Here is a 22804-nt window from a genome sequence, read left to right as displayed (position 1 = left end):
AACCAATAACTAATAGAAATTAACAACTGATAAATTGAGAGACTATTTATTGTGAACGATAAATTTACTTTAATTGCAGCTGCTACTGGTGGTTTAATGCTTTCTGTGGCTTTATCTGGAATTCTCAGAGGTGAACCAGTCACAGGTTTAGAAAATTACAGCATGAATGCAAATCAAATTACTCATGTGCAAATGGTTGGTAAAAAAAGCCATAATCAAAGAAATCAAGGTTAGTTATTACCCTTGATTTATGTCTTTGGATATTTTTTATTAAACGCAGATTAAAACAGACAAACGCGGATAATAGATAATTTTTATCCGCTTCCTTATCTATTTTAGATTTACGTTTGCAACTTGGAGAATTTTTTCAAAATCATCAATTTTAATGAAAATATCTTCAGCAAATTCTTGGGGATATATAAAATGATGTAAATACCAACCAAGTAAGGTTTCACCAATGAGATAGTAATAATCTAAACTAACTAAATTACTAATCCACCAATAACAATGATATACATAATTTGGTGAAAATAACTCAATTACTTTAGTACCCGGTTGACAAAATACTAAGTTTGTTAAACCACTACCATGAGGAGAAATAATAATCTCTGCTTCGGAAAATAATAATGCTTGTTCTACGACTGACATTGATTCTAAAGTTACTGTTTCAAAACCATAGAATTTCAGCAGGTTTAAAATTTCATCTTCATTAATAATTCTACGACTTTTTGCTAATTTGCGAGTCAAATAAATCCTTTTTTTAGACTTTGTAATTTTGACATTTTCTGAAATTTCAGAACTTAAAAACTGTTGTTTTAAAAAACTACAAGTCCAACTTGGCATCCATGCAACACAACCAGGAAAAGATGGTACAATTAACTCTGTAGCTTGTAAATGTTGAATTTCCCTAATATTAAGTTGCTTTTCCTCTGGTATTTGTAATTTCATTAAAGTTTCTTTCTGAAAAGTTAATTGATTATCCACCACAAAATAGTCTATATCGGCAAAATCATAATTGCTAATTCTTAATAATTCCCATCTGGGTAAAACATCTAACATCCAATGGAAATAAACATGATTTGTTAATCCTGCTAAAATAGCAACTTTACCTTCAATAAAGTGAATAGGAGGTAATTTTTGCATTGCTAAAATAGGATGTTGGCTGGGATGTTTATCAGGATGGTTAGGACTTAATATAGGAAAATATGGAGAAATATCTGCTAGAAAATGCGATTCATCTGTCATAATAGCAGACTCAGTTTGATCAGAACTCAACCAAAATCTACCTTGAGGAATTTTCACCACATAAGATGATGGTAATTTAACTAAATTTCCAAATCTAAAACTATAATGTATTTGATTATTAATAGATTTGGGATAAGTTAATTTTACATCTATTTCTGGATAAATATTAATATAATTTTCTATGCTAAATAAATCGTTGTTATCTAACCATTCTTGAGTTGATTCATGAAAATTTCTGGGAGTCAGAACAAGCGGAATTTGTGAAAGGTCAAATCCTCCAAACTCAGATAAATTAGTTAATAGTTCATTTACTAATGATGTCACAGATGAATTGATTTCTATAGCTTTTTGAAAATAAAAAATTGCTTCTTTATTTTGGTTGTTATTCCCTAATATAAATCCTAAATATGCTAAAGCTGAGGGAGATTTTGGTTCTAGTTTAAGTTGCTGTTTTAATACATTAACTGCTTCTAAAAAATTACCATTTCTAAATAACGCAATTCCTAAAAAATGATATGCTTCTGTTAAATGGGAATTAATTTCTATGGCTTTCCTTAAATCATCAATAGCTTTTTGATAATCTCCTAATTTTAACCAACATTTACCAAGAATAAAATAAATTTCTTCTCGTTCATCATCGGGTATTTTTCTTAAAATTGTAATTGCTGCTGTAGGTTGATTTTGATTTAACAATAAATTACTTATTTCCAAATAAGCTGGTAAATCGTTGGGTTCATTTGCTAAGATGTTCTCAAGTAGCCGCAAAGATATTTCTGGGTAAATATTAACAATTAGTTTATGTATTAATAAATAGATTTCTTGAATTTCTAATCGGGAGTTATTTAGAGATTTAATTAACTCAATATCATTAGGAATAACTGTTTCCGAAAAAAATATTAAAGCTTGACAAAAATCAGGTTGTAAATTAATAGCTTGTTGGAAATAATTAACTGCTGATTGAAAATCACCTTTATGTAAAAATACAAAACCTAAATCACTATAAGCAGGTGCATAATCATTTTGGATTTTAATCACCTGTAAAAAACAATCTTTAGCTAATTCCCATTCTTTAATATAAGAGTAACATAACCCTAGTTGATAATAATAAAAATAATCTTCCTGTAAAGCAATGGTATTTTGATAATTTTCTATGGCTTTATTAAATTTTCCTAATTTATGCCAGATATAACCTTGATAAAGATATGCTTCTAAATAATCTGGTTGAATTTGAATAACATTCTGCCAACAGGAGATAGCTGCTTCTAAATCACCTTGGTTTGCTATTGTATGACCTAATTGATAATATACTTCCGCTTGGTTATTATCCCATTCTAATATAGTCGTAAAAATTTTTTGTGCTATTTCAAATTTCTGATCATCAAAATATTTTTGAGCTTGGTTTTTTAGAAAATTAATAAACTCAATTAATACAACATTTTCCTGTTCCAAATCTATATTTGCAAAACTTAATAACCATGTCATTTGACATTGTTCTTCATCCCCTTGCAAAAGCCAAGATAAACCTAAATACCAATATAAATAAATCTTTTCAGGTGCTAACTCAATACATTGTTCATAAAGATTAATAGCAATAGTAAAATCCTCTTGTTGTAAATAAATATCTGCCTGTTGTTGTAGTTCCTGAATAGTCATAATAATTAATGTTAAAATTTTTCTGTTTTTAGGAATCTCCAAGTATTAAGTATAAAATACAAAACAACCAAACTATAGGAAATTATAGGAAATAACCTGTGCAGCAAGAGCAAGTGATTGGTATTGATGTCGGGGGAACTGCAATTAAGCTGGGACGCTTCCAACCTGACGGTACTTGCTTACAATGTTTGACTGTGGCTACTCCCCAACCATCAACACCAGAAGCTGTGTTAGAGGTAATTATAGATGCGATCGCCCAAGTAGACCCTTATAATCAAGCTGTGGCCATTGGTGTGGGTACTCCTGGCCCGGCAGATAAAACCGGACGCATTGCCCAAATTGCCATCAACTTACCAAAATGGCAAAATGTACCTTTAGCCGACTGGTTAGAAGCGAAGACAGGTAAACCCACCGTTATTGCTAATGATGCTAATTGTGCCGGTTTAGCAGAAGCTTGGTTAGGTGCTGGTCGCTACTTTGACAATTTGATTTTATTAACTTTGGGGACTGGTGTTGGTGGTGCGATTATTTTAAATGGCAAACTATTTGTCGGACATCAAGGCGCAGCTGGGGAACTGGGTTTAATTACCCTACACCCCGATGGACCTATCTGTAAGAGTGGGAATTGGGGTTCTTTAGAACAGTATGCTTCAATTACAGCAATTCGTTGCCGCACAGGTAAGGAACCCTGGGAATTAGGCGCACTGGCGGCTGAGGGAGATATCAAAGCATTGACTTTTTGGCAGGAATATGGTAGAGATTTGGGTATAGGTTTAGCTAGTTTGATTTATGTGTTAACACCCCAAGCAGTTATTCTGGGTGGTGGTATCAGTGCTAGCTTTCAGTTTTTTTTCCCCGCACTTCAGAAAGAAATTGAGCAACGAGTCATGGCTACATCCCGCGCAGGTTTACAGATTTTACCAGCACAATTAGGTAATTCAGCCGGAATGGTAGGTGCAGCAAAATTAGTCATTAGTCAATCAATTTTAGATTTTAGATTTTAGATTTTGGATTAGACTGCAATCTAAAATACTCCCCACACTCCCCACACTCCCCACACTCCCCACACCCCTACCTAAGACAAAGAATATCCTGTGGACTGCTGCACAAAACTTAAGATTTTTTTATAAGATTCTGGATTACTAACTGGGCTAATAATAATAGGGATAGTACCATCAGGTAACCAAAAGGTAATTCTGCCATTAGTTTCTTGACAAAAGGAGCTAATGGATATGAGGTTAACTATATATTCTTTGCGCTCATAGATAATTTTGACCCAATAAGAATCATCTAGCTCTAATCCGCTAATATATTTCAAATATTCTCGCAGTTTTTCATAGTCGTCTAAATGAGTCTGCGGAGTCAGTACAATCGGAATAGCGGAATCAGGTAACCAAAAAGTCATTCTGCCGTTTTCTTCATGACAAAAAGCATTAACTCGCTCAAAATTGACTATATATTTTTTCCTATCGTAAAGGATTCTCACCCAGTACGCCACAACATCTCCTTCAGTTTGAAGTTTATATATAAATGAAAATGATGCACCCTGTCTATAACCAAAAATAGCTCTATTCCTGAGAGGATGTTGCTTAGTACTAATTCAAAACTCAAAAAAGCGACCTTCTTGAGTTTTGAATGGGTCAAGAAACTTCCACAGGTGTTGGTAAGTTAGACATAGAATGAGTCCGGTTAATCGCTGCTTCCATAAATCCTTTAAATAAAGGATGTGGAGTGCTTGGACGTGAATGAAACTCTGGATGAAATTGACAAGCTAAAAAGAATGGGTGGTCGGGAAACTCGACAATTTCCACTAAGCGCCCATCTGGGGAAGTGCCACTAATAACATATCCAGATTCCAACAATATATTACGATAAGTATTGTTAAACTCATAGCGATGTCGATGGCGCTCATCAACTATTTCTTTTTGATAAAGATTAGCAGCCATACTGTTAGGAACAAGATGACAAGGATAAAGTCCTAATCTCATGGTTCCGCCTAAATCAACTACCTCCTGCTGTTCTGGTAACAAGTTAATCACTGGGTAGTTAGTTTCGGGGTCAAATTCGGCACTGTTCGCACCGTTTAATCCCTGAACGTTTCTCGCCCATTCAATAACAGCGCATTGCATTCCTAAGCATAAACCTAAGAAGGGAATTTGGCGATCGCGTGCATATTGAATGGCAGCAATTTTACCATCTACGCCGCGAATCCCAAAACCGCCAGGAACTAAAATACCATCAACACCTGCTAAATAGGTTTCCGGTGATTCTTTTTCTAAATCTTCAGAGTTCACCCACCGCAAGCGCAAATCACCATAGGTATCAATAGCAGCATGACGTAGGGCTTCCACTACAGACAGATAAGCATCACTTAATCGCACATATTTCCCAACAATGGCAATTTCTACAGTATACTTAGGACTGTATAGACGTTCTACCATTGTTTGCCACTGCACCAAATTAGGCTGGCGTTGTTCCATTTGCAGCAAATCTAAGACTTGCTCTGCCAGTCCTTCTTGTTCTAGATTGAGGGGGACTTCGTAAATACTGCTAGCATCCTGGGAAGTGATGACACATTCTGGGGCAACATCGCAAAATTCTGATAATTTGCGTCTTAATCCTAAAGGTAACGTGCGATCGCACCGACAGACTAAAATATCTGGTTGAATTCCAATTGATCTCAATTCCTTCACAGAATGCTGGGTAGGCTTAGTCTTCATTTCCCCAGCCGAAGCTATCCAGGGTATGAGGGTAACGTGCATATACAACACATTTTGCCGTCCCACCTCCTTCCGTAACTGGCGAATAGCTTCTAAAAACGGTAGTGATTCAATATCACCCACCGTACCACCAATTTCCGTAATTAATACAGACGGATTCGTATCTTGAGCAACAGTCAGAATCCGCTCTTTAATTTCGTTAGTAATATGCGGTATAACCTGTACAGTCCCACCATTGTAGTCTCCGCGCCGCTCTTTATTAATCACTGCTTGGTAAATTGAACCAGTGGTAACACTGTTTAACCGTGACATGGAGGTGTCTGTAAAGCGTTCGTAATGTCCCAAGTCTAAATCTGTTTCTGCGCCATCCTTAGTGACAAAAACTTCCCCATGTTGGAAAGGACTCATTGTACCTGGGTCGATATTAATATAAGGATCGAGTTTCAAAATCGACACCGAATAATTGCGCGATTTGAGTAAACGTCCCAGACTTGCTGCTACAATGCCCTTGCCAATACTGGAAACTACACCTCCAGTTACAAAAATAAATTTAGTCATAGTATAGTAGTTGGAATTTTTAGCAACTTCTGAAAAATCATCCCGTCATTGTGCCACAGTCGCTGTGGTGAAACCTTTTGTACTGTTATCGTGAAAAAACTTCTAGGATTAGTAATATTAGGGTTTATTGTTACCTCCTCTGTAATAGCTTTGGCAGAACCATCACTTTTAGTTGTTTATCCCCGGAACAAACACCAAACAAGCTCAGAAAAAATCTTCTTCATTGGTACAGCACCAGCAAATGGACAGGTTCTCATCAATGGTAAGGCAATTGACCGCAGTCAAGCAGGCCATTTTGCCCCAAGTTTTCCTTTGCAGTTGGGAGAAAATCTCTTTACTGTACGTCACCAAAATCAACAACTAGAAATTAAAGTTACAAGGCTGGCGACCCAGCCTGAGTTACCTCAAGAATTAGGTTTTGCCAAAGATTCCCTGATTCCAGCAGCCGACATTGCCAGACTACCGGGAGAATTAATTTGTTTTAGTGCGATCGCACCTCCTAACGCCAGTGTATCTGTGAATCTGGCTAATCAAACGATTTCCCTTACACCCCAACCTCAACAGGTAACACTACCCAGTAATTTAGCTGCACTCACCGGAAATAACCAACCTAATGCCCAGTCTATCCCAGGAAAGTATCAGGGTTGCACCACTTTTGCACAACCTGTTGCTGTCTCCTCTGGTCAGAACATGATTTCTGCTGCTAAAAACAGGGATTTGGGTACACCGAAATTTCAACTAACGCTGAATGGTAAGACAATAACTCAACCAGGAACTGGCAAAATTCAAATTCTCTCACCTGCAAATTTAGCAGTTGCGGAGGTAGTAGCAGATGCAGGTGTAGCGCGTACAGGACCCAGTACCGATCATTCCAGACTCACCCCACTACCGAAAGGCACACAAGCATCAATAACAGGTAGTGAAGGTGAATGGTTGCGCCTAGACTATGGCGGTTGGATTAATAGTCGAGAAACTCGCGTTTTACCAGGTGCTATTCCCCCAAGCACAATAATTCGCAGTGTCGGATATCGCCGACTAGCTAGTACTACAGAAATAGTTTTCCCGCTACAAGTTCCCGTACCAGTGAGTGTAGAACAGGGTAATGGTCATTTTACTCTCACACTTTACAATACTACTGCTCAAACAGACACAATTCGTTTAGATGATGACCCTGTAATTTCTCGTTTAGATTGGCAGCAGGTGGCTCCAGGAGAAGCAAAATATACCTTTAACCTAAAAAAAGCTCAACAGTGGGGATATAAGCTGAAATATGACAATACAACCCTGACTTTAGCTTTGCGTCATCCACCCAAATTGGGAAGGGAAAGACAACGACCCCTATCTGGCATTAAAATTCTACTCGATCCCGGACATGGTGGCAAAGAATCTGGTGCAGTTGGTCCAACTGGATATCCAGAAAAAGATATAAATTTAGTTGTATCCAAGTTATTCCGGGATGAATTGGTGAAACTAGGGGCTACAGTGGTGATGACTAGAGAGACTGATGTTGATGTTTCTTTGGGCGATCGCGTGGCTATGATAGATCGAGAATCACCGGCGATCGCACTTTCCATACATTACAACGCTTTACCCGATAGTGGTGATGCGGAGAATACCAAGGGAATCAGCACTTTCTGGTATCATCCCCAAGCTCAAAGCCTAGCTATATTTATGCAAGATTATCTGGTGAGGAAGCTCCAGCGAACTTCTCAAGGGGTATATTGGAACAGCCTAGCTTTAGCGCGTCCCCACACCGCACCATCGGTTTTATTGGAGTTGGGTTTTATGATTCACCCTGAAGAGTTTGAATGGGTGAGAAATTCTTCAGAACAGAAGAAGCTAGCTAAGGTTTTGGCTGAGGGGGTTTTGGAGTGGTTTAAGAAATGATTTTTTCACGCAAAGGCGCAAAGTCGCAAAGGAAGAGAAGAAGGGATTTACTTATTTGTTGAAAAATAATCGGGTATAAATTTAATTTCAACTCAAGGAGACTTTTATTTTTCGTTATCAACTCTCAAATTCTCTGAGCCTCTGCGTGAACTACAACCCCAAAATCCTATAAAATCAGAAGATGTACGGCGGCAATAAATCACAAACTGATATGCTTTACAGACATGGTGACGTTCTCATTAGCAAAATTGCGTCTTTACCTATAGGTGTGCAAAAGCGGACAGGTGCTACTCTGGCTCACGGTGAAATTACTGGACATAGCCACCGTATTCAGCAAACCCAGGCGGTACAATTGTGGGTAAATGGTAGTGAACTATTTCTGGAAGTCAAAGCACCCAGTGCGACTTTAATCCACGAAGAACACCGCGCTATTCAACTACCCCAAGGGTTTTATCGAGTTTGGAAACAACGTGAATACCGCCCTGATGCTTACGTAGAGGTAGAAGACTAATGCTGAATCTCATGTCCAAGGGGCGTATCCCTAAAAAACCAGTGAAACAGCACCCCAATCATGAGCCTGTATCGCCTGAAACTGCGAGAAAACTGATTTTGGCACATCGCGCCTGGGATGGAATGCGGGTTTTAGGTAATCTGAATTTAAGCGGTGCATCGGATATTTACAATTTACCCGAAAATCTCACCTGTGAAAGCTTAGATATCAGCGACTGTGTAAATTTAACCACTCTTCCCGAAGGTCTGCACGTCACTCATGAAATTGAATTAGCTGGTAGTGGAATTACTAGTTTACCTGCGGGACATGGTTTCATTTTATGCTGGCGAGGGGTGCAGGTAACAGATGACATTGCTTTTGCATCTGACTCTATTACGGGACAGGAGATTCTCAATATAGAGAACGTGGAATTACGCCGTGTACTGATAGAGCGGTTGGGGTATGAAACATTATTGCAGCAAGTGGGGGGCTTAATCCGCGATCGCGATCAAGACGCAGGTGGAGAACGTCAACTTGTATACATTCCCTTGGAAGATGACGAACCATTAATGGTCTTAAAAGTCAGCTGTCCATCCACAGGACACATTCATGTTTTGCGCGTTCCCCCCCATATTAGAAGTTGTCATCAAGCAGCAGCCTGGATTGCCGGTTTCACCAACCCAGATGATTATCATCCTTTAATTGAAGCCTAATAATTCGTAATTCGTAATTAAGCATTGCCTAAACTCTTCTCCCCCCTGCACCCTGCCCCTCTGCCTCTTAAGTCGGTTGAACAAAACGTTTAATTTCCCCGCAAGCTATATAAGACTTACCATCAGGGGCTGTTTTTACTTCATCAACAACGTAAAGCATACCTTCCTCCCTGACTGAACGAGGAAAACGCATATTCCAATCTGGTTCATAACCATCAGAAACTACCCTCGCCCTGAGTTTACTACCATCTTTAATACACTGCACTAACACCCGACTATCCACAGTATCAGTTGTCTCCAAGTCAGCAGCACTGGCGGGACCTTTAGAAGCTTTACCCGTGTTAACTCGTTGAGTAGTTTTGCGGTTTACAAATATATCTTCTACACCGGGTTGAGCAAAACGGGTAATGTTTCCCTGGACACGGTAAAAAGTGCGATCGCTCGAAAGTTGTAATCCTTCTACAACATAGCGTGCGCCCTCAGCCCGAATTGCTCTAGGAAACTGGACATTTTTGCTGTTATCGTAACCATCCGAAACCACTTTCACCCTTAATTTACCGCCTTCCCGAACACATTCCAGTTCCACACTGTCACCGACTTCATTGACAACTGGTATTGCATAGACTTCATCACCAGCAGTCACACCACGACCTGCTAAGTCGCTACGATTCCGAGTCATTGTCTGGTAACTTTGGTCTCGCAGTTCTTTTCGTCCCGCATTACCCAAAGCTTTTTGAGCGATGCGACTTGCAAAATACTCCAGTTGTTCTATTTCTTCGGCTATTTCAAAATTCTCATTTAACCCTTTATCTTGAAGCTCTTTGACTAATAACCGTAGGGTTTGTTCAGCTTCTTGATGTTTACCATGTTCAGCTAAATCCAGGGCGATTTCTTTAGCTTTAGCAATCGTCAGGCGACTGAGTTCTAAAATGACATGACTGGAAGACGCTGCTGCTGATTCCTCGATAGTACCCACTTTAGCCAGGACATCTGCTGTACCTGACACACTTGCAATCAGATTATCTTGGACAACATCAGCGCTGTAATGTAGCTTCATCACAGGTAAATCGCCAACGGGAGCGGAGGAGATATCTAGACTCAACCCTAAAAGTTTGTCTTCTCCTTCGTAAAGCTCACCCAAATTAATTACAGGTTGACCAGATTGATTCTGAGTGACTGTAGATAGACTTAGAGTATCTACGAGGTTTACACCCTCAGCCAATTCCAGAGTTACTGTGAGGTTTTGACCGACTACGGCTCGCAGACTGTCTAACTCAATACTAAATACTTCCGTAGCTTCATCAATGCTTTGAATAAAGTAGAAATTACCATTGGCGGCTCTAGCCATACCAATTAATAAATCCTCATTAAAACCTTGAGCAAAACCTAATGTAGTTGTGGTAATTCCTTCCTCAGCTTTTTTCCCCGATGTCGCTGTCAATACCTGAGGGTCTCTAATACCCATATTGGCGTGACCATCAGTAAGTAAAAGCACACGGTTGATTTTCTGTGGGTCAAGTTGGGCTTGGACATATTCGCAACTTTGGAGCCACCCCCCGGATAAGTTAGTCATACCCCCGACTTCGACTTTGCGGATAGATTGTTTCAGTGCTGGCTTATTAATTACTGGCTGGGGTGAGATAACAGTATCTACTCGATCATCGTAAACTACTACGGAGAGAATATCATTTGATTCGAGCTGATCGACCACAGACTCAGCTGCTTTGAGTGCATGATGCAAAGGAAGACCCGCCATAGAACCGGAGCGGTCAATTACCAGAGAGAGATTAAGATTACGTCGGGGAGATTCTGGAACATCAGCCCGAAAACGGAGCAGAATATTTGTTTTTAATGATGATCCTGTAGGTAGAATAGCTTGGTCAAAGTCGTAACTGGTATTAATCATTTGATATAGCCTTCTGAGTTAACTGTGGTCAGCTACAAGCCTGATAGTGTAGGTGTATCAGTGTTGCCTTTAGTTTACCCAGAAAGCAGTATGAACTTGATGAAAAGTGAGGCTAAACTAATTTTTATCCAAGTTAGCGATCGCTATTTCATTTTAGGTTCCGGGACGAGAGCGAATATGATCGGGTATATGATGGCGATCGCCTAATATTTCTAATAAAGGCCCGTGAACGTCAAATGTAACCATACTTACCGACGCGACCAAAATATTCACCCGATAACGATAGCGTCCTAAATCAATTCCCAGTAAACTGCAAAGCATAATCCGAATCGTGGCTTTATGGGAAACCACTAAAACATTACCTTCGGGGTGTTTTTCTTGAATTTCAGCAATTACAGGCATAGAACGGTTAGCAATATCTACCGCAGTTTCTCCACCAATCGGTGCATTCCAAGCAGGTTCGGTCAACCATTTTACATAGTTTTCTGGGTAATTCTCTTTAACAAATAATTTACTCTTGGTTTCCCAGTCGCCGTAACTACCTTCTCTTAGTCCGTCACGTAACTGCATCTCCATACCAATAGCATCGCAAAATGGCTTGGCAGTGGCCATTGTCCGCTTCATTGGGCTAACATAAGCGGCTGACCACTTCAAATTTTGATAAGCATCAGCAAAACTGGATGCCATCTGCATCCCTTCAGAAGTCAACTCCGCATCAGTTTCACCACAGAAATTACCACTTTGACTAAAAGTAGTTTCACCATGTCGCAGTATATATAAATTCAGTGCCATAGCTTATATCACGATGAGGATAAAGGAGTTTGTTTGACATACTCCCCGCCCCAGAAGGGACAGGGATTCTAGGATACTGGCGGAAAATGCGGACTCAAGCCCGTCTAACTTTTCCTCTCCTACTGGAAAATGCCCTCACCAGTTGGATTATTCCAAACTACCAGAGTTGGTTTTCTGACTTTAGGCTTCGTAGAACTTAATTGAGTCGGTGCATTTTACCGCTAGCAACTCGTTTCTTCCCAACTAAACTACTCAGCTACATTCTTACAGTGCGTCTAAGATTTTACCAACCCAACTTCTGGGTCGAACCCTATACCTTAAGTATGTCGAAAAACTTGCCATTTATTTTACAACGATTACAGACTATGATGCATCAAGATTCTTTGCCTAAATCACGCTCTCGAAAGCCGTCCTGAAGAGACGGGGCTTTACACCCCATTTTTTGGTAAAAATAAACTACCATTAATCTTCCAATCGAGTGTGTTATACCACAACAAAGTCATCAACCACAAAAGTCAATCAACCACAAACTGGGGTGTGGGGAGTGTGGGGAGTGTGGGGAGTGTGGGAGGTGTGGGGAGTGTGGGAGGTGTGGGAGTGGGTTGAAATCCTTTTGGTGTCTAAGTGTGATTATCTGTTGATGTTCTAACTTGCTTTTAGCTGCGACTCATGGAAAATCGGCATAGTAAATAAACCCCAAGCCAAACCCGTAATTAACCCAAAGGGTGTCACCAAATAATTATTAAAATCCCATAATCCAAAAATCTGTGCAGCCAACTCCAAAGGATAAGCCATCATCAACACACTAGCCAAAGCCGCACCATTCCAACCATATTGACTTAACCAATAAAAACCCTGACCACCAGTCACCCCATATAACAAACGAGTAAAGAGCAACCCCGTCACAGTACCATAGCAACGCATACACACAGCCATAATAAACGGGGGTGCTAAATCCAAACCCATATCAGGTTGCGGACAAACATGATTACCCATGAAATAAATAATGTCCGCAATTATCCCCAGCAAAGACACATCAGACGCAGCCAAAAAAGGAGCAACAGGAGGGCCAAAAACCATCCCTACCAACAGGAAATCAGCAATAAAACTCACCCAATTAACCTGCAAACCTTCCTGAAAAGCTAGTCTTGCCATTCTTCTTCTTTGCGCCTTTGCGCCTTTGCGTGAAACATTCTTAACCTACACTAGCAACATAGGGATTTGTCAACTTCTCCAACTGCTGAATCAACAGACTGAGGAACAAACCGACATCTGTCACCACACCCACGGATTCCACAGAACCGCGATCGCTTAACTTAGTAACTACAGCCGGATTAATATCCACACAGACCATTTTCACCCCAGCCGGAGTCATATTCCCCACACCAATAGAATGCAGCATGGATGACAGCATCAAAACCATCTCCGCACCTTCAATCAGTTTGGCGTATTCTTCCTGCGCCTGAATTAGATTCATTTGGGTATCAGGTAAAGGTCCATCATCCCGAATAGAACCAGCTAGGCTAAAAGGCACATTGTTAGAGACACATTCATACATGACCCCACCTTTAATTACTCCCGCTTCCACAGCCTTAGCAATGCTGCCATAACGACGGATAGTATTAATAGCTTTGAGGTGATGGCGATGTCCACCCCGGACGGCTACACCCCTCTTCATATCTACACCGAGGGAAGTTCCCATCATATTTTGCTCCATGTCGTGGACGGCGATCGCATTGCCACCCAAGAGTGCCTGGACATATCCTTCCCGAATCAGTTGCGCCAAATGTTCGCCGCCGCCAGTGTGAATCACCACAGGTCCCGCAGTGACAACTACTTTACCACCAGCATCCCTAATTTTACGTAGTTCCCAAGCCACTTGCTCAACCACAAGTTCCACACGTCTTTCGCTGGAAACCCCGGCTGACATAAAGCTAAATTCTTGAGAATTACGCTGTTCGCGGGATTCTGTTTTGCGGACGGTACGGATACCGAGGACATCGACAATTACGCTGTCACTTACTTCTAAATCACGTAATAATTTACAGCTAGCTACCAAACCATTGGCAGTTTTAGTAATGGCGATCGCTCCATCCATGCGCTGATTCTCCACCTTCACCCACTGACCATTAATCCGTACTTCCGTAGGATAAATTGTACTTACGTAGAAATCATCAGGAGCCACCCCAGCTTGAATCACAGGCTGTAACTTAGCATCTCGTTCATTTTGGGGTAAATCGACAGCACCCAAATCAATTAACTGAGAGATGATTTCTTCCATCACCTCATGGGAAGGCGCTGACACCCGCACCTCAGCCGCAGATGTGCTTTGGCGTTGTTCTCCCAAGTTAAAATTCATTACTTGGAAACTTCCACCAGTATCTACAATCAAATCTAAAGCCCGGTTAATCAAACCAGAATCTAGCAAATGCCCTTCCATGCGAATCACCCGGCTTTCTACCGAGACATTGGCATGAATGTCTGTATCTAGTGGTTCTGTGACTCGTAGTGTCAGACATTTAGCTGCACCACCTGCTTTCAGAAATTCTGTCAGAGGCGTTTCAATGACTCGGAAACCGACATCGGCTAAACGTGCTTTTAAAGCATTGCTAGCCTTATTCATAATCACGATGCTTTCCACATTCACCGTATTACAGGCAAAGTTGACCGCATCAGCTTCAGTAATGGCTATGCGCTTTTCTGGTGCAACTCGCATTTCTATTAAGCGGTTGGAATAAGCATCAAAAGCACCGGGATAATATAATAAATAGCCATTAGCTAAAGGACAGAAGCAAGTATCTAGATGATAGAAGCGCTCATCAATTAATCGCAGGGATAACACCTCAATATCTAGCCATTTAGCTAAGTAAGGGTGAGAATCCAATTCTGAACGGAAACCATATCCAGCCCATAACCAACGTCCTTCCCGATCTAAAAGTGCATCTCCCGCACCTTCAAACGGTAAATCTTTAGGGAGCAAATTAACTGTATAACCGTTTTCTTCAAACCAAGTTTGAAAGAAAGGCTCTTCTCCTTGACGTTCTTTGTGCAAAAATCGACTGAGAACGACATTTTCTCCCAGAACTAAGCCAGCGTTAGCCGTGAATACCATGTCAGGCCAACCAATCTGGGGCGTAACTAAATCGACAATGGCGTGTTTTTTCAGGACTTCGTAAAGTTTCTGCCATTGTTCTACGGCGCGATCGCGCGAAGACTTGTGAATATTCCCTTCCATCCAAGGATTAATCACATAATCCACATCGTAGTGGTCAGGGGCGCACATCAAAAAGCGAATCGAGGAAGTCATACAAATATAATTACGAGCGTTGAGATGCTACAAGCCTACTGCAAAGAAGGTTTTTTGTGGTGATAATTTTTGGAAATCAGTTATTAACCCCTTGTTAAACTTACTCCTAGTTTTTTAGATCAATTCTCAATATCAACTCCCAAAAAACTTCGCTACATACAAACCCAAAAACTCAGAAAGAATCAGTCTTTTTTCAGATCACCGAAAAAATTTACTCGTTGACTTGTTATTTTCAACTGGGCGTTTTATTATAACTGAATAATTGAGAATAAATAGCATTAAGATATGGGATTCTCTGGAATTACTATTAAATATCGTTCGCAAGAAAATGAAGCTCTGAAGAATTTTCTAATTTACAGTCTGATTGCTTCTCTAGTGCTACATATTGCCTTACTGTCATTCGCCATAACTAATCTACTGAAGAAAACACCAGTAGATATAGAAGATGAACCCATAGATGTCACAATTATTGATTTTCCTCTTGAGGAACTAGAAAAAGCACCTGAAGAGATGCTCAAAGAAGAGCAAATACCAGAACCTAGCAAGATTATTCCCACTAACAATAACTCACCCACCCCAGCCAGAAACGAAGTAGTTGCACTGGAGTCGAAGCCACAAATTACGCCAACAACCTCTGTTACACCACCAATTCCCAAAATGGAGAGTTTCACAACTCCACCAGTTCCACAAGCCCCACCACCACCACAAATACAAAAAACAACAGCCCCCACACAGCCAACTAGCCCCCCCCGACAACAAGCCATAGCCAAATTAGAATCTTTACTGACATCAAAATCATCAGAATCCAGAATTGCTGCACCTCCGAAAAATCAAAGTAGCGAAAAACTCCAAGAATCATTAACTGGGGTCCGAGATTCCAGAGTTAGCCAGGAAACTAATGTCAACAGTAATATTGCTGCACCCCCGAAAAATCAAAGTAGCGAAAAACTCCGAGAATCATTAACTGGGGTCCGAGATTCCAGAGTTAGCCAGGAAACTAATGTCAACAGTAATATTGCTGCACCCCCGAAAAATCAAAGTAGCGAAAAACTCCGAGAATCATTAACTGGAGTTCGAGATTCCAGAGTTAGCCAGGAAACTAATGTCAGCAGTAATATTGTGGCAAATTCAAGTAAACCTAGTACAACCAATGCAGTATCCACAGCCAGTACAGGTAATAGCACAAACAATACAAGAGTCCCACGTGCGATCGCCCCAGTAGCCACAGCGCCAGCCAGTGTACCAAAACCTAGTAATAGTCAGGGTAATTCTAATGGTTCATTGAGTGGGCGTGCAGCTTGTGTTCAATGTAATACTAGCTATCCAGAGTTTGCGAGAAGGCAGGGCATCGAAGGCAAAGTAAAAGTAGCAGTTGATACTGATGCCCAAGGTAATGTCACAAATGTTAAGATTCTTAGCTCTAGTGGTAACAGAAGATTGGACGAAGCAGTCAAGAAACAAGCCGCTAATTGGAAATTGAAACCCTCAGAAAGTGGTAGACAACGCGTGTCAATAGATACAGAGTTTGCTCTGGAAGGTTCACGAAGATATCGCCAAGTCCAGGAACGGAAAAAGAAGCAAGAAGCAGCAGCCACAGAGAGAAGTCCTCAGACCACAACTACCAAGACTCCTACACCCAGCAAAAAGGAAGAAAGCATGAGACCACAACCAGAGTCTGCACCATCTTCCAATGAAGCCAAACCTGTAACCATACCAGTCAGAACACCTAGTCAGCCTACTGAGAACAGTACGACAGGTTCATCCTCTGAAACTGAGACAAATCCTACCCCTAGCCCAGAAAATATGAAAGATTCTTTGCAGAACGAGAGAACACCAACACCAGAAGTAGACACAAATCGTCGTCCGCGTGCAATAGAAAATACTCCTTCTACTAATGAAAATCAATTGCAAAATTCTTTACATCAAAATGTAGAACCAGCAGAGTCATCAGAAAGTGGCAGTCAGGAGTAACGAATAGGACTCTTGTTTCAATAAGATAGAATAGGGATAAATTCTATATACTTGCTAATCAGCATCATTGCCCATGACCACTTCTAATCGCCGTTACCACATTATTACTTTCGGTTGCCAAATGAATAAAGCCGACTCCGAGCGCATGGCTGGTATTTTAGAAGACATGGGCTTTGAATGGTCAGAAGATCCTAATGATGCAGATTTAATTCTCTATAATACTTGCACGATTCGAGATAACGCTGAACATAAGGTATATTCTTACCTCGGTAGACAAGCCAAACGCAAGCATGAGCAGCCTAACTTAACATTGGTTGTTGCTGGTTGTGTTGCTCAACAAGAAGGGGAAACTCTGTTACGACGAGTGCCAGAACTGGATTTGGTCATGGGACCACAACACGCCAACCGTCTCAAAGATTTGCTGACTTCGGTTTTAGAGGGTAATCAAGTTGTGGCTACTGAGTCGGTTCACATTATGGAAGATATTACCCAGCCACGAAGAGATAGCAGTGTAACTGCTTGGGTGAATATAATTTATGGCTGTAATGAACGCTGTACTTATTGTGTAGTTCCTAATGTGCGTGGTGTAGAACAATCCCGGACTCCAGAAGCTATCCGGGCGGAAATGGAGGAATTGGGGCGACAAGGTTACAAGGAAATTACCCTACTCGGTCAGAATATTGACGCTTACGGGAGAGATTTACCGGGAACAACTCCAGAAGGTCGGCATCTGCATAATTTCACTGATTTACTTTATTCTGTGCATGATATCCCTGGCATTGAACGGTTGAGATTTGCTACTAGTCATCCCCGTTATTTTACTGAAAGATTAATCCAGGCTTGTGCGGAGTTGCCCAAGGTGTGTGAACATTTTCATATTCCCTTTCAATCAGGGGATAATGAACTATTGAAAGCTATGTCACGGGGTTATACTCACGAAAAATATCGGCGGATTATTGATACAATTCGGCGGTATATGCCTGATGCTTCCATTAGTGGTGATGCTATTGTGGGCTTTCCGGGAGAGACAGAAGCGCAGTTTGAAAATACTTTAAAGTTGGTGGAAGATATTGGCTTCGATTTGTTGAATACGGCTGCATATTCTCCGCGCCCTGGTACACCGGCAGCTTTGTGGACAAATCAACTCAGTGAAGAAGTTAAGAGCGATCGCCTACAAAGATTAAACCACTTAGTTAACGTCAAAGCCTCCGAGCGATCGCAACGTTATATGGGAAGAATCGAAGAAGTCTTAGTGGAAGATCAAAATTCCAAAGATCCCACCCAAGTTATGGGACGCACCGGCGGGAATCGTTTAACTTTCTTTACTGGTGATATTAATTTATTGAAAGGTAAAATTGTCAAGGTAAAAATCACCGAAGTTCGGGCTTTCAGTTTGACAGGTGAACTTGTAGAAGTGCGCCAAGCAGTCACAGTGTAATTTTACGGCTAGATTAGTCTGCATGGTGTCCCTCAAGCCGGAATTTCCTTTAAATTAACTTTTGAGAGTTCCCAGCCAGGTATACTCATTATTCTTGAGATGGACGCTTAAAGGAGATGGAGATGATAGACTCGGCAATTATCTTTGATATGGACGGTTTGTTGATCAACAGCGAACCTTTTTGGCGCAGAGCGGCAGTAGAGGTATTTAATGCCCTGGGAATACCGCTAGAAGAAAGTATGTGCCATCAAACAATGGGTTTGCGAATTGATGAAGTCGTCAGCTATTGGTGTGCAAAATTTCCTGGGACACCTACGAATCAGTCTGAAGTTGCTGAACAGATTGTTAATGGTGTCAGCGAACTGGTGACGACCATCGGAGAACCCCAACCTGGTGCAGTTGAAATAGTACAACTGTGTCAGCAGATGCACTTACCATTGGCATTGGCTACCTCATCGTCAATGCGTCTCATAGAAGCAGTGCTAAATAAGCTAGGTTTGCAAGACACATTCGATGTTGTCAGTTCGGCTCAGACAGAGGAATTTGGCAAGCCTCATCCAGCAGTGTATCTGACTACTGCCCATCGTCTTGGTGTACAGCCGAAAAAGTGTGTGGCATTTGAAGACTCAATTACTGGTATCATCAGCGCCAAAGCTGCTTCTATGCGATGTATTGCTGTCCCAGCACCAGCAGAACGGGAAGATCCTCGATTTGCGATCGCAGATGTCAAGCTAGATTCACTGGAACAAATCAACGAATCGTGGCTGAAGGAGTTTATCTCCTAATCTCCCTAATATCTAGTCTGTCTATTTTCACCAAAAACCAACCTAAACTTTTCTTAATCAGACCTTAGCACCGAGTTTAACTAATTGGTCTAACTCTTGCTGCATTTCACTGACAACTAATTCATAACATTCATTCACATATTGGCGATCGCTCGCCGCCTCCCGTCCGTAGCGTTCAAATACAATAGGTTTACACACCTGTGTTTGCATGGGTATTGGTAATGGGAAATTCGGAAGCGGTCCAATTCCTAATCCCCAAGGTAATCCCAGATAAATAGGAAAGACCACCGGATCAATGCCAAACAACCACGGCATTCCCCATTCATGGAATTGTTGTAAAACTTTATACAAATCAGTCAACACAATTAGAGTATCGTGAGCGCCAGCAGAAATCACCGGGACAATCGGGACATTTTCTCGTAGCGCCAGCTTAATAAATCCTTGTCTTCCAGCAAAATAAATTGTATTCCGTAAATGATGCGGTCGAAACACATCCTCTGCTCCCCCAGGATACACCAGTACACTAGCCCCAGAACGCAACGCCGTGTAAGCCATTTTCGGATGAGCAATAACTGCTCCAGTCTTAGCAGCTATTTTTGCTATGTCTGGAGCCACTTCCCAAACTGTAGGATGCATCAGACCGTAAATAGGTCTCTCTAAGCCAAATTTGCGGAACCAGTCATACATCATCATCGACATATCAGGAGCCGCCAGCCCTCCGTTATGAGAACCAACAAACAGAACTTTTTCTTGGGGTGAAATATGATGCCAACCACTAGTTTGAACTCGAAAATAGTAATGATAGAAAAAGCTCAATAAGGGCATCAATAATTCAATAAACTTTGGATCTCGCGCATCCAAAGACCAACCAAGTTTATTTTCAATTTTATCTTTCGCTTCTAACATCTAGGCGTGTTGATTGAATTAGTTCAAATTCGATTATTGCTCTGATTAGAGTCAGATTTATTTAGTATATTTGCTTCAATTATACTATATTTTTACATCTACTTTTGAGATTGAATTTTTTTAACTAAATCATTAAAAGGTTGCCAATTATCTTCTTGAGCAATGGGTTCCCAAACTGATTCAATGATTGGTCTTAATAATACTGTTTGGGGATTACTCTTGATTAGAGTTTGGGCAATTACAGCCATCTGTTCTGGTGCAAAATTATTGAGAATTTGATGATATATTACACACCAATTATTCAAAATATTAGATGCACCTGATGTTGGCATAATATCCGCCCCGTTTAGTACCAGAGTCGAATCCTCTCGCCATTTAGTCGAAAAAGTTCGCGCTATTTCAGAGAAAAACAGATGATAACCAATTTGGCTTTCTTGTAAAAATTCAATAGTTAAATCTAATAGCTGATTTGCTTCTGGAAAATCTAACTTTTCAAAGCCCAGTTTTTTCCACATTAATCTCCGGTATTCAGCTTGGTAATAACCATTGAATTTTGTTAATGCAGAATCCATTTCTCCCTTGTCAATAATTGCCTTTAATGGTTCCTGGAGTAATTCTAAATTTAACTGACAAATACTAGGTTGATGACTATAACAGTAGCGTCTATAGTAGTCAAAATATGCAGCTGTAAAATATGGGTCATAAGTAGGAATAAAAGCATAAGGGCCATAGTCAAAACTTTCCCCCGTAATTGACATATTGTCAGTATTCAGAACTGCATGACAAAAGCCAGCCGCCATCCACTGCGCTACTAGTTCTGCTACCCGTTTGACTAATTCTGCATAAAATAAAACATATTGATTTTCTTTGCCCATTAAATGAGGATAATAATATTCAATTACGTGATCTAAGAGTTTCTTGCTTAAATCTGGTCGCTGCAAATAATGTAGGCGTTCAAAAGTGCCAAAACGTATATGGGAACTGTTCATCCTCACCATTACACATGAGCGAGTCGGTGAAGGTTCATCACCACGCCATAGGGATAAACCAGTTTCAATCATTGTCAAACAGCGAGAGGTACGTACACCTAATTGGTGTAATGCTTCTGCTGCTAAAACTTCTCGCATTCCGCCTTTAAGGGTCAGCATTCCATCACCACCACGGGAGTAGGGTGTTTTACCGGAACCTTTAGTACCAAAGTCGTACAATTCGCCATCCGTGGCGCGGACTTGTCCGTAGAGAAAGCCTCTACCATCACCCAAATTGGGGTTATATGTCCCGAACTGGTAGCCGTGGTAACGTAGTGCTAATAATGGTTTGCGTCCGTGAAATTTACCAAAGGCGGTGATAAAATCTTCATCTGTTACTGCTTGAGGGTCTAGTCCTAAACGCGGTAGTAGTGCATCATTGCGCCACCGTAAAATATGTTGGGGAAAATCCGCCGCTATCACTTCGTCGTGGTAATCATTACCTAAAGACTCTAATGCTGGTTCGTAGTTGAGGGTGAGAAAGGGATGGTCAGAATTTTCGTTGTGGGAAGTTTCGGCTAAATTCATAAAGGAGAAATGCTCATTGATTCTATCTTTTATCCTACCGCAGCCAGTGTGAAGTGTATGACTATCAATATGAATTTGTCTTTAGCTGTTAAATTTAATATTTTGATTTGATCATAGAAGTTATTATCTTAAATTTAGGGATTGCTACTGCATATTTGCTGATTTTTGACAATCAATTATTTAAGCAAGAATAATGTTGTTTGAATTATGTATAAAACAGAAGTATTGATATTTATCATGGCATTTCTATTGTAGATTAGTTACATTGAAAATGTTAATCATGAGACCATTTAGTTAGAGAATGTTTGAAAAGTCTTATTGTCGGTAACAAAACATTCTAGATCCCTCTAAATCCTCCTTTATCAGGGATAATTAAGTGCCTAAAATCACAGCCGAACACTTTTAAAACAACCTCTTAAGACTGAGAGCATCCCACTTTGGAAGATATACGAGTAATGGGAGAATAAAAAAGAAAACCCAAGCAAGTAGGTTATTCTCCTCATGACCCCAGAAAAACAAGCACATCCACAAGTATCCCTACAGGAAGTAGTGAGGATAAATTCGGCACATTTACTAAATACGTTAAAACAACAAAGATTAAATAAGTTAAAGAAAAAATTAGATGGTCAAGCAATCACGTTAGTAATAGATGAAACAGGAGATAGGAAAAAAGGTAAAAAGAAAGTTGAAGATGTTAATCATCTCTTGTCTGTCCGTTGTGCTTACCTCAATGGTTTACTTGCTATCTAATATTTCTGCCGAACTGGGATGCTCCCCAATTTTTTTAATGAATATTTTTGAATTGGTGTTTCTATATATGACTAGCTGATAAAGTCATACTTTTTGGGGAATTGAGTTAATCTTAATTGTTTAGGTT

At 40.5% G+C, this 22804-nt stretch carries 19 protein-coding genes and 1 pseudogene; 11 read left to right on the top strand and 9 right to left on the bottom strand.

Annotation, left to right across the window (positions count from 1 at the left end):
- Positions 1 to 51: 51 nt before the first annotated feature.
- Entirely contained in the window at positions 52 to 234 is a 183-nt protein-coding gene (locus VB620_RS04275) for a hypothetical protein (protein ID WP_323194901.1), read from the top strand.
- 96 nt (positions 235 to 330) lie between these two features.
- On the opposite strand, the gene VB620_RS04270 is transcribed toward VB620_RS04275, so the two are convergent.
- The gene (locus VB620_RS04270; RefSeq protein ID WP_323194900.1) at positions 331 to 2898 is read right to left on the bottom strand and encodes a tetratricopeptide repeat protein; all 2568 of its coding nucleotides are present in this window, start codon (positions 2896 to 2898) and stop codon (positions 331 to 333) included.
- A 98-nt stretch (positions 2899 to 2996) separates the two neighbouring features.
- Here VB620_RS04270 and VB620_RS04265 point away from each other — a divergent pair, with 98 nt between their 5' ends.
- Complete coding sequence (locus VB620_RS04265) at positions 2997 to 3902, top strand: ROK family protein (RefSeq protein WP_323194899.1); 906 nt, start codon at positions 2997 to 2999, stop codon at positions 3900 to 3902.
- Between the two features lie 71 nt (positions 3903 to 3973).
- Here the strand turns inward: VB620_RS04265 and VB620_RS04260 are convergent, their stop codons facing one another.
- Both VB620_RS04260 and VB620_RS04255 read right to left on the bottom strand, forming a co-directional pair.
- Entirely contained in the window at positions 3974 to 4396 is a 423-nt protein-coding gene (locus VB620_RS04260; protein WP_323194898.1) for a hypothetical protein, read from the bottom strand.
- 142 nt (positions 4397 to 4538) lie between these two features.
- Positions 4539 to 6176 carry a CTP synthase gene (locus VB620_RS04255; RefSeq protein ID WP_323194897.1) on the bottom strand — a complete coding sequence of 546 codons (1638 nt, stop codon included), beginning with the start codon at positions 6174 to 6176 and terminating at the stop codon, positions 4539 to 4541.
- A gap of 90 nt (positions 6177 to 6266) precedes the next feature.
- On the opposite strand from VB620_RS04255, the gene VB620_RS04250 reads away from it, so the two are divergent.
- The 3 genes from VB620_RS04250 to VB620_RS04240 all read left to right on the top strand — a co-directional run bounded on the left by VB620_RS04250 (position 6267) and on the right by VB620_RS04240 (position 9266).
- Positions 6267 to 8063 carry an N-acetylmuramoyl-L-alanine amidase gene (locus tag VB620_RS04250; RefSeq protein ID WP_323194896.1) on the top strand — a complete coding sequence of 599 codons (1797 nt, stop codon included), beginning with the start codon at positions 6267 to 6269 and terminating at the stop codon, positions 8061 to 8063.
- A 211-nt stretch (positions 8064 to 8274) separates the two neighbouring features.
- Positions 8275 to 8574, top strand: coding sequence for a hypothetical protein (locus VB620_RS04245; RefSeq protein ID WP_323194895.1), 300 nt, complete (start codon positions 8275 to 8277; stop codon positions 8572 to 8574).
- Positions 8574 to 9266: a DUF6745 domain-containing protein gene (locus VB620_RS04240; RefSeq protein WP_323194894.1), complete on the top strand. Its 693-nt coding sequence runs from the start codon at positions 8574 to 8576 to the stop codon at positions 9264 to 9266. Before VB620_RS04245 ends, VB620_RS04240 begins: the two co-directional genes overlap by 1 nt.
- 67 nt (positions 9267 to 9333) lie before the next feature.
- On the opposite strand, the gene VB620_RS04235 is transcribed toward VB620_RS04240, so the two are convergent.
- On the bottom strand, positions 9334 to 11172 hold the full coding sequence (locus VB620_RS04235; protein ID WP_323194893.1) for a vWA domain-containing protein: 1839 nt from the start codon (positions 11170 to 11172) through the stop codon (positions 9334 to 9336).
- A gap of 24 nt (positions 11173 to 11196) precedes the next feature.
- Between VB620_RS04235 and VB620_RS04230 the strand changes: the two genes are divergently transcribed.
- Complete coding sequence (locus VB620_RS04230; protein ID WP_323194892.1) at positions 11197 to 11379, top strand: hypothetical protein; 183 nt, start codon at positions 11197 to 11199, stop codon at positions 11377 to 11379.
- Here the strand turns inward: VB620_RS04230 and VB620_RS04225 are convergent.
- The gene (locus VB620_RS04225) at positions 11326 to 11964 is read right to left on the bottom strand and encodes a histidine phosphatase family protein (protein ID WP_323194891.1); all 639 of its coding nucleotides are present in this window, start codon (positions 11962 to 11964) and stop codon (positions 11326 to 11328) included. The genes VB620_RS04230 and VB620_RS04225 overlap by 54 nt on opposite strands.
- A 480-nt stretch (positions 11965 to 12444) precedes the next feature.
- Between VB620_RS04225 and VB620_RS04220 the strand changes: the two genes are divergently transcribed.
- Entirely contained in the window at positions 12445 to 12570 is a 126-nt protein-coding gene (locus tag VB620_RS04220) for a hypothetical protein (RefSeq protein ID WP_323194890.1), read from the top strand.
- A 39-nt stretch (positions 12571 to 12609) separates the two neighbouring features.
- Here the strand turns inward: VB620_RS04220 and VB620_RS04215 are convergent, their stop codons facing one another.
- Both VB620_RS04215 and argZ read right to left on the bottom strand, forming a co-directional pair.
- Complete coding sequence (locus tag VB620_RS04215; RefSeq protein WP_323194889.1) at positions 12610 to 13119, bottom strand: DUF2085 domain-containing protein; 510 nt, start codon at positions 13117 to 13119, stop codon at positions 12610 to 12612.
- Positions 13120 to 13159: 40 nt separating this feature from the next.
- Entirely contained in the window at positions 13160 to 15271 is a 2112-nt protein-coding gene (argZ, locus tag VB620_RS04210) for a bifunctional arginine dihydrolase/ornithine cyclodeaminase (protein ID WP_323194888.1), read from the bottom strand.
- Positions 15272 to 15556: 285 nt separating this feature from the next.
- Between argZ and VB620_RS04205 the strand changes: the two genes are divergently transcribed.
- The 3 genes from VB620_RS04205 to hxpB all read left to right on the top strand — a co-directional run bounded on the left by VB620_RS04205 (position 15557) and on the right by hxpB (position 19465).
- Positions 15557 to 17242, top strand: coding sequence for an energy transducer TonB (locus VB620_RS04205; RefSeq protein WP_323194887.1), 1686 nt, complete (start codon positions 15557 to 15559; stop codon positions 17240 to 17242).
- A 73-nt stretch (positions 17243 to 17315) separates the two neighbouring features.
- A complete protein-coding gene (gene miaB, locus VB620_RS04200) occupies positions 17316 to 18680 on the top strand; it encodes a tRNA (N6-isopentenyl adenosine(37)-C2)-methylthiotransferase MiaB (RefSeq protein WP_323194886.1) in 1365 nt (454 codons plus the stop codon).
- A 122-nt stretch (positions 18681 to 18802) separates the two neighbouring features.
- Positions 18803 to 19465, top strand: coding sequence for a hexitol phosphatase HxpB (hxpB, locus tag VB620_RS04195; RefSeq protein ID WP_323194885.1), 663 nt, complete (start codon positions 18803 to 18805; stop codon positions 19463 to 19465).
- 57 nt (positions 19466 to 19522) lie between these two features.
- Here hxpB and VB620_RS04190 read toward each other — a convergent pair whose 3' ends face one another.
- On the bottom strand, positions 19523 to 20371 hold the full coding sequence (locus VB620_RS04190) for a lysophospholipid acyltransferase family protein (RefSeq protein WP_323194884.1): 849 nt from the start codon (positions 20369 to 20371) through the stop codon (positions 19523 to 19525).
- Between the two features lie 98 nt (positions 20372 to 20469).
- Positions 20470 to 21927: a protein adenylyltransferase SelO gene (locus VB620_RS04185; RefSeq protein ID WP_323194883.1), complete on the bottom strand. Its 1458-nt coding sequence runs from the start codon at positions 21925 to 21927 to the stop codon at positions 20470 to 20472.
- 495 nt (positions 21928 to 22422) lie between these two features.
- Between VB620_RS04185 and VB620_RS04180 the strand changes: the two are divergent.
- Positions 22423 to 22608: pseudogene (locus VB620_RS04180) on the top strand (IS701 family transposase); the annotation flags it as partial.
- Positions 22609 to 22804: the final 196 nt, after the last annotated feature.

The organism is Nodularia harveyana UHCC-0300, from assembly GCF_034931085.1.
GTDB classification, from domain to species: domain Bacteria; phylum Cyanobacteriota; class Cyanobacteriia; order Cyanobacteriales; family Nostocaceae; genus Nodularia; species Nodularia harveyana.
Note: the sequence above shows the minus strand (reverse complement) of the source record. Positions and strands in the feature narration are given on the sequence as shown.

What these genes read in the sequence shown, in the direction of transcription:
- argZ (WP_323194888.1), bottom strand. Translation starts at nt 15,271, where the DNA reads ATGACTTCCTCGATTCGCTTTTTGATGTGCGCCCCTGACCACTACGAT.
- VB620_RS04215 (WP_323194889.1), bottom strand. Translation starts at nt 13,119, where the DNA reads ATGGCAAGACTAGCTTTTCAGGAAGGTTTGCAGGTTAATTGGGTGAGT.
- hxpB (WP_323194885.1), top strand. Translation starts at nt 18,803, where the DNA reads ATGATAGACTCGGCAATTATCTTTGATATGGACGGTTTGTTGATCAAC.
- VB620_RS04270 (WP_323194900.1), bottom strand. Translation starts at nt 2,898, where the DNA reads ATGACTATTCAGGAACTACAACAACAGGCAGATATTTATTTACAACAA.
- VB620_RS04240 (WP_323194894.1), top strand. Translation starts at nt 8,574, where the DNA reads ATGCTGAATCTCATGTCCAAGGGGCGTATCCCTAAAAAACCAGTGAAA.
- VB620_RS04245 (WP_323194895.1), top strand. Translation starts at nt 8,275, where the DNA reads ATGCTTTACAGACATGGTGACGTTCTCATTAGCAAAATTGCGTCTTTA.
- VB620_RS04205 (WP_323194887.1), top strand. Translation starts at nt 15,557, where the DNA reads ATGGGATTCTCTGGAATTACTATTAAATATCGTTCGCAAGAAAATGAA.
- VB620_RS04255 (WP_323194897.1), bottom strand. Translation starts at nt 6,176, where the DNA reads ATGACTAAATTTATTTTTGTAACTGGAGGTGTAGTTTCCAGTATTGGC.
- VB620_RS04225 (WP_323194891.1), bottom strand. Translation starts at nt 11,964, where the DNA reads ATGGCACTGAATTTATATATACTGCGACATGGTGAAACTACTTTTAGT.
- VB620_RS04190 (WP_323194884.1), bottom strand. Translation starts at nt 20,371, where the DNA reads ATGTTAGAAGCGAAAGATAAAATTGAAAATAAACTTGGTTGGTCTTTG.
- VB620_RS04185 (WP_323194883.1), bottom strand. Translation starts at nt 21,927, where the DNA reads ATGAATTTAGCCGAAACTTCCCACAACGAAAATTCTGACCATCCCTTT.
- VB620_RS04235 (WP_323194893.1), bottom strand. Translation starts at nt 11,172, where the DNA reads ATGATTAATACCAGTTACGACTTTGACCAAGCTATTCTACCTACAGGA.
- miaB (WP_323194886.1), top strand. Translation starts at nt 17,316, where the DNA reads ATGACCACTTCTAATCGCCGTTACCACATTATTACTTTCGGTTGCCAA.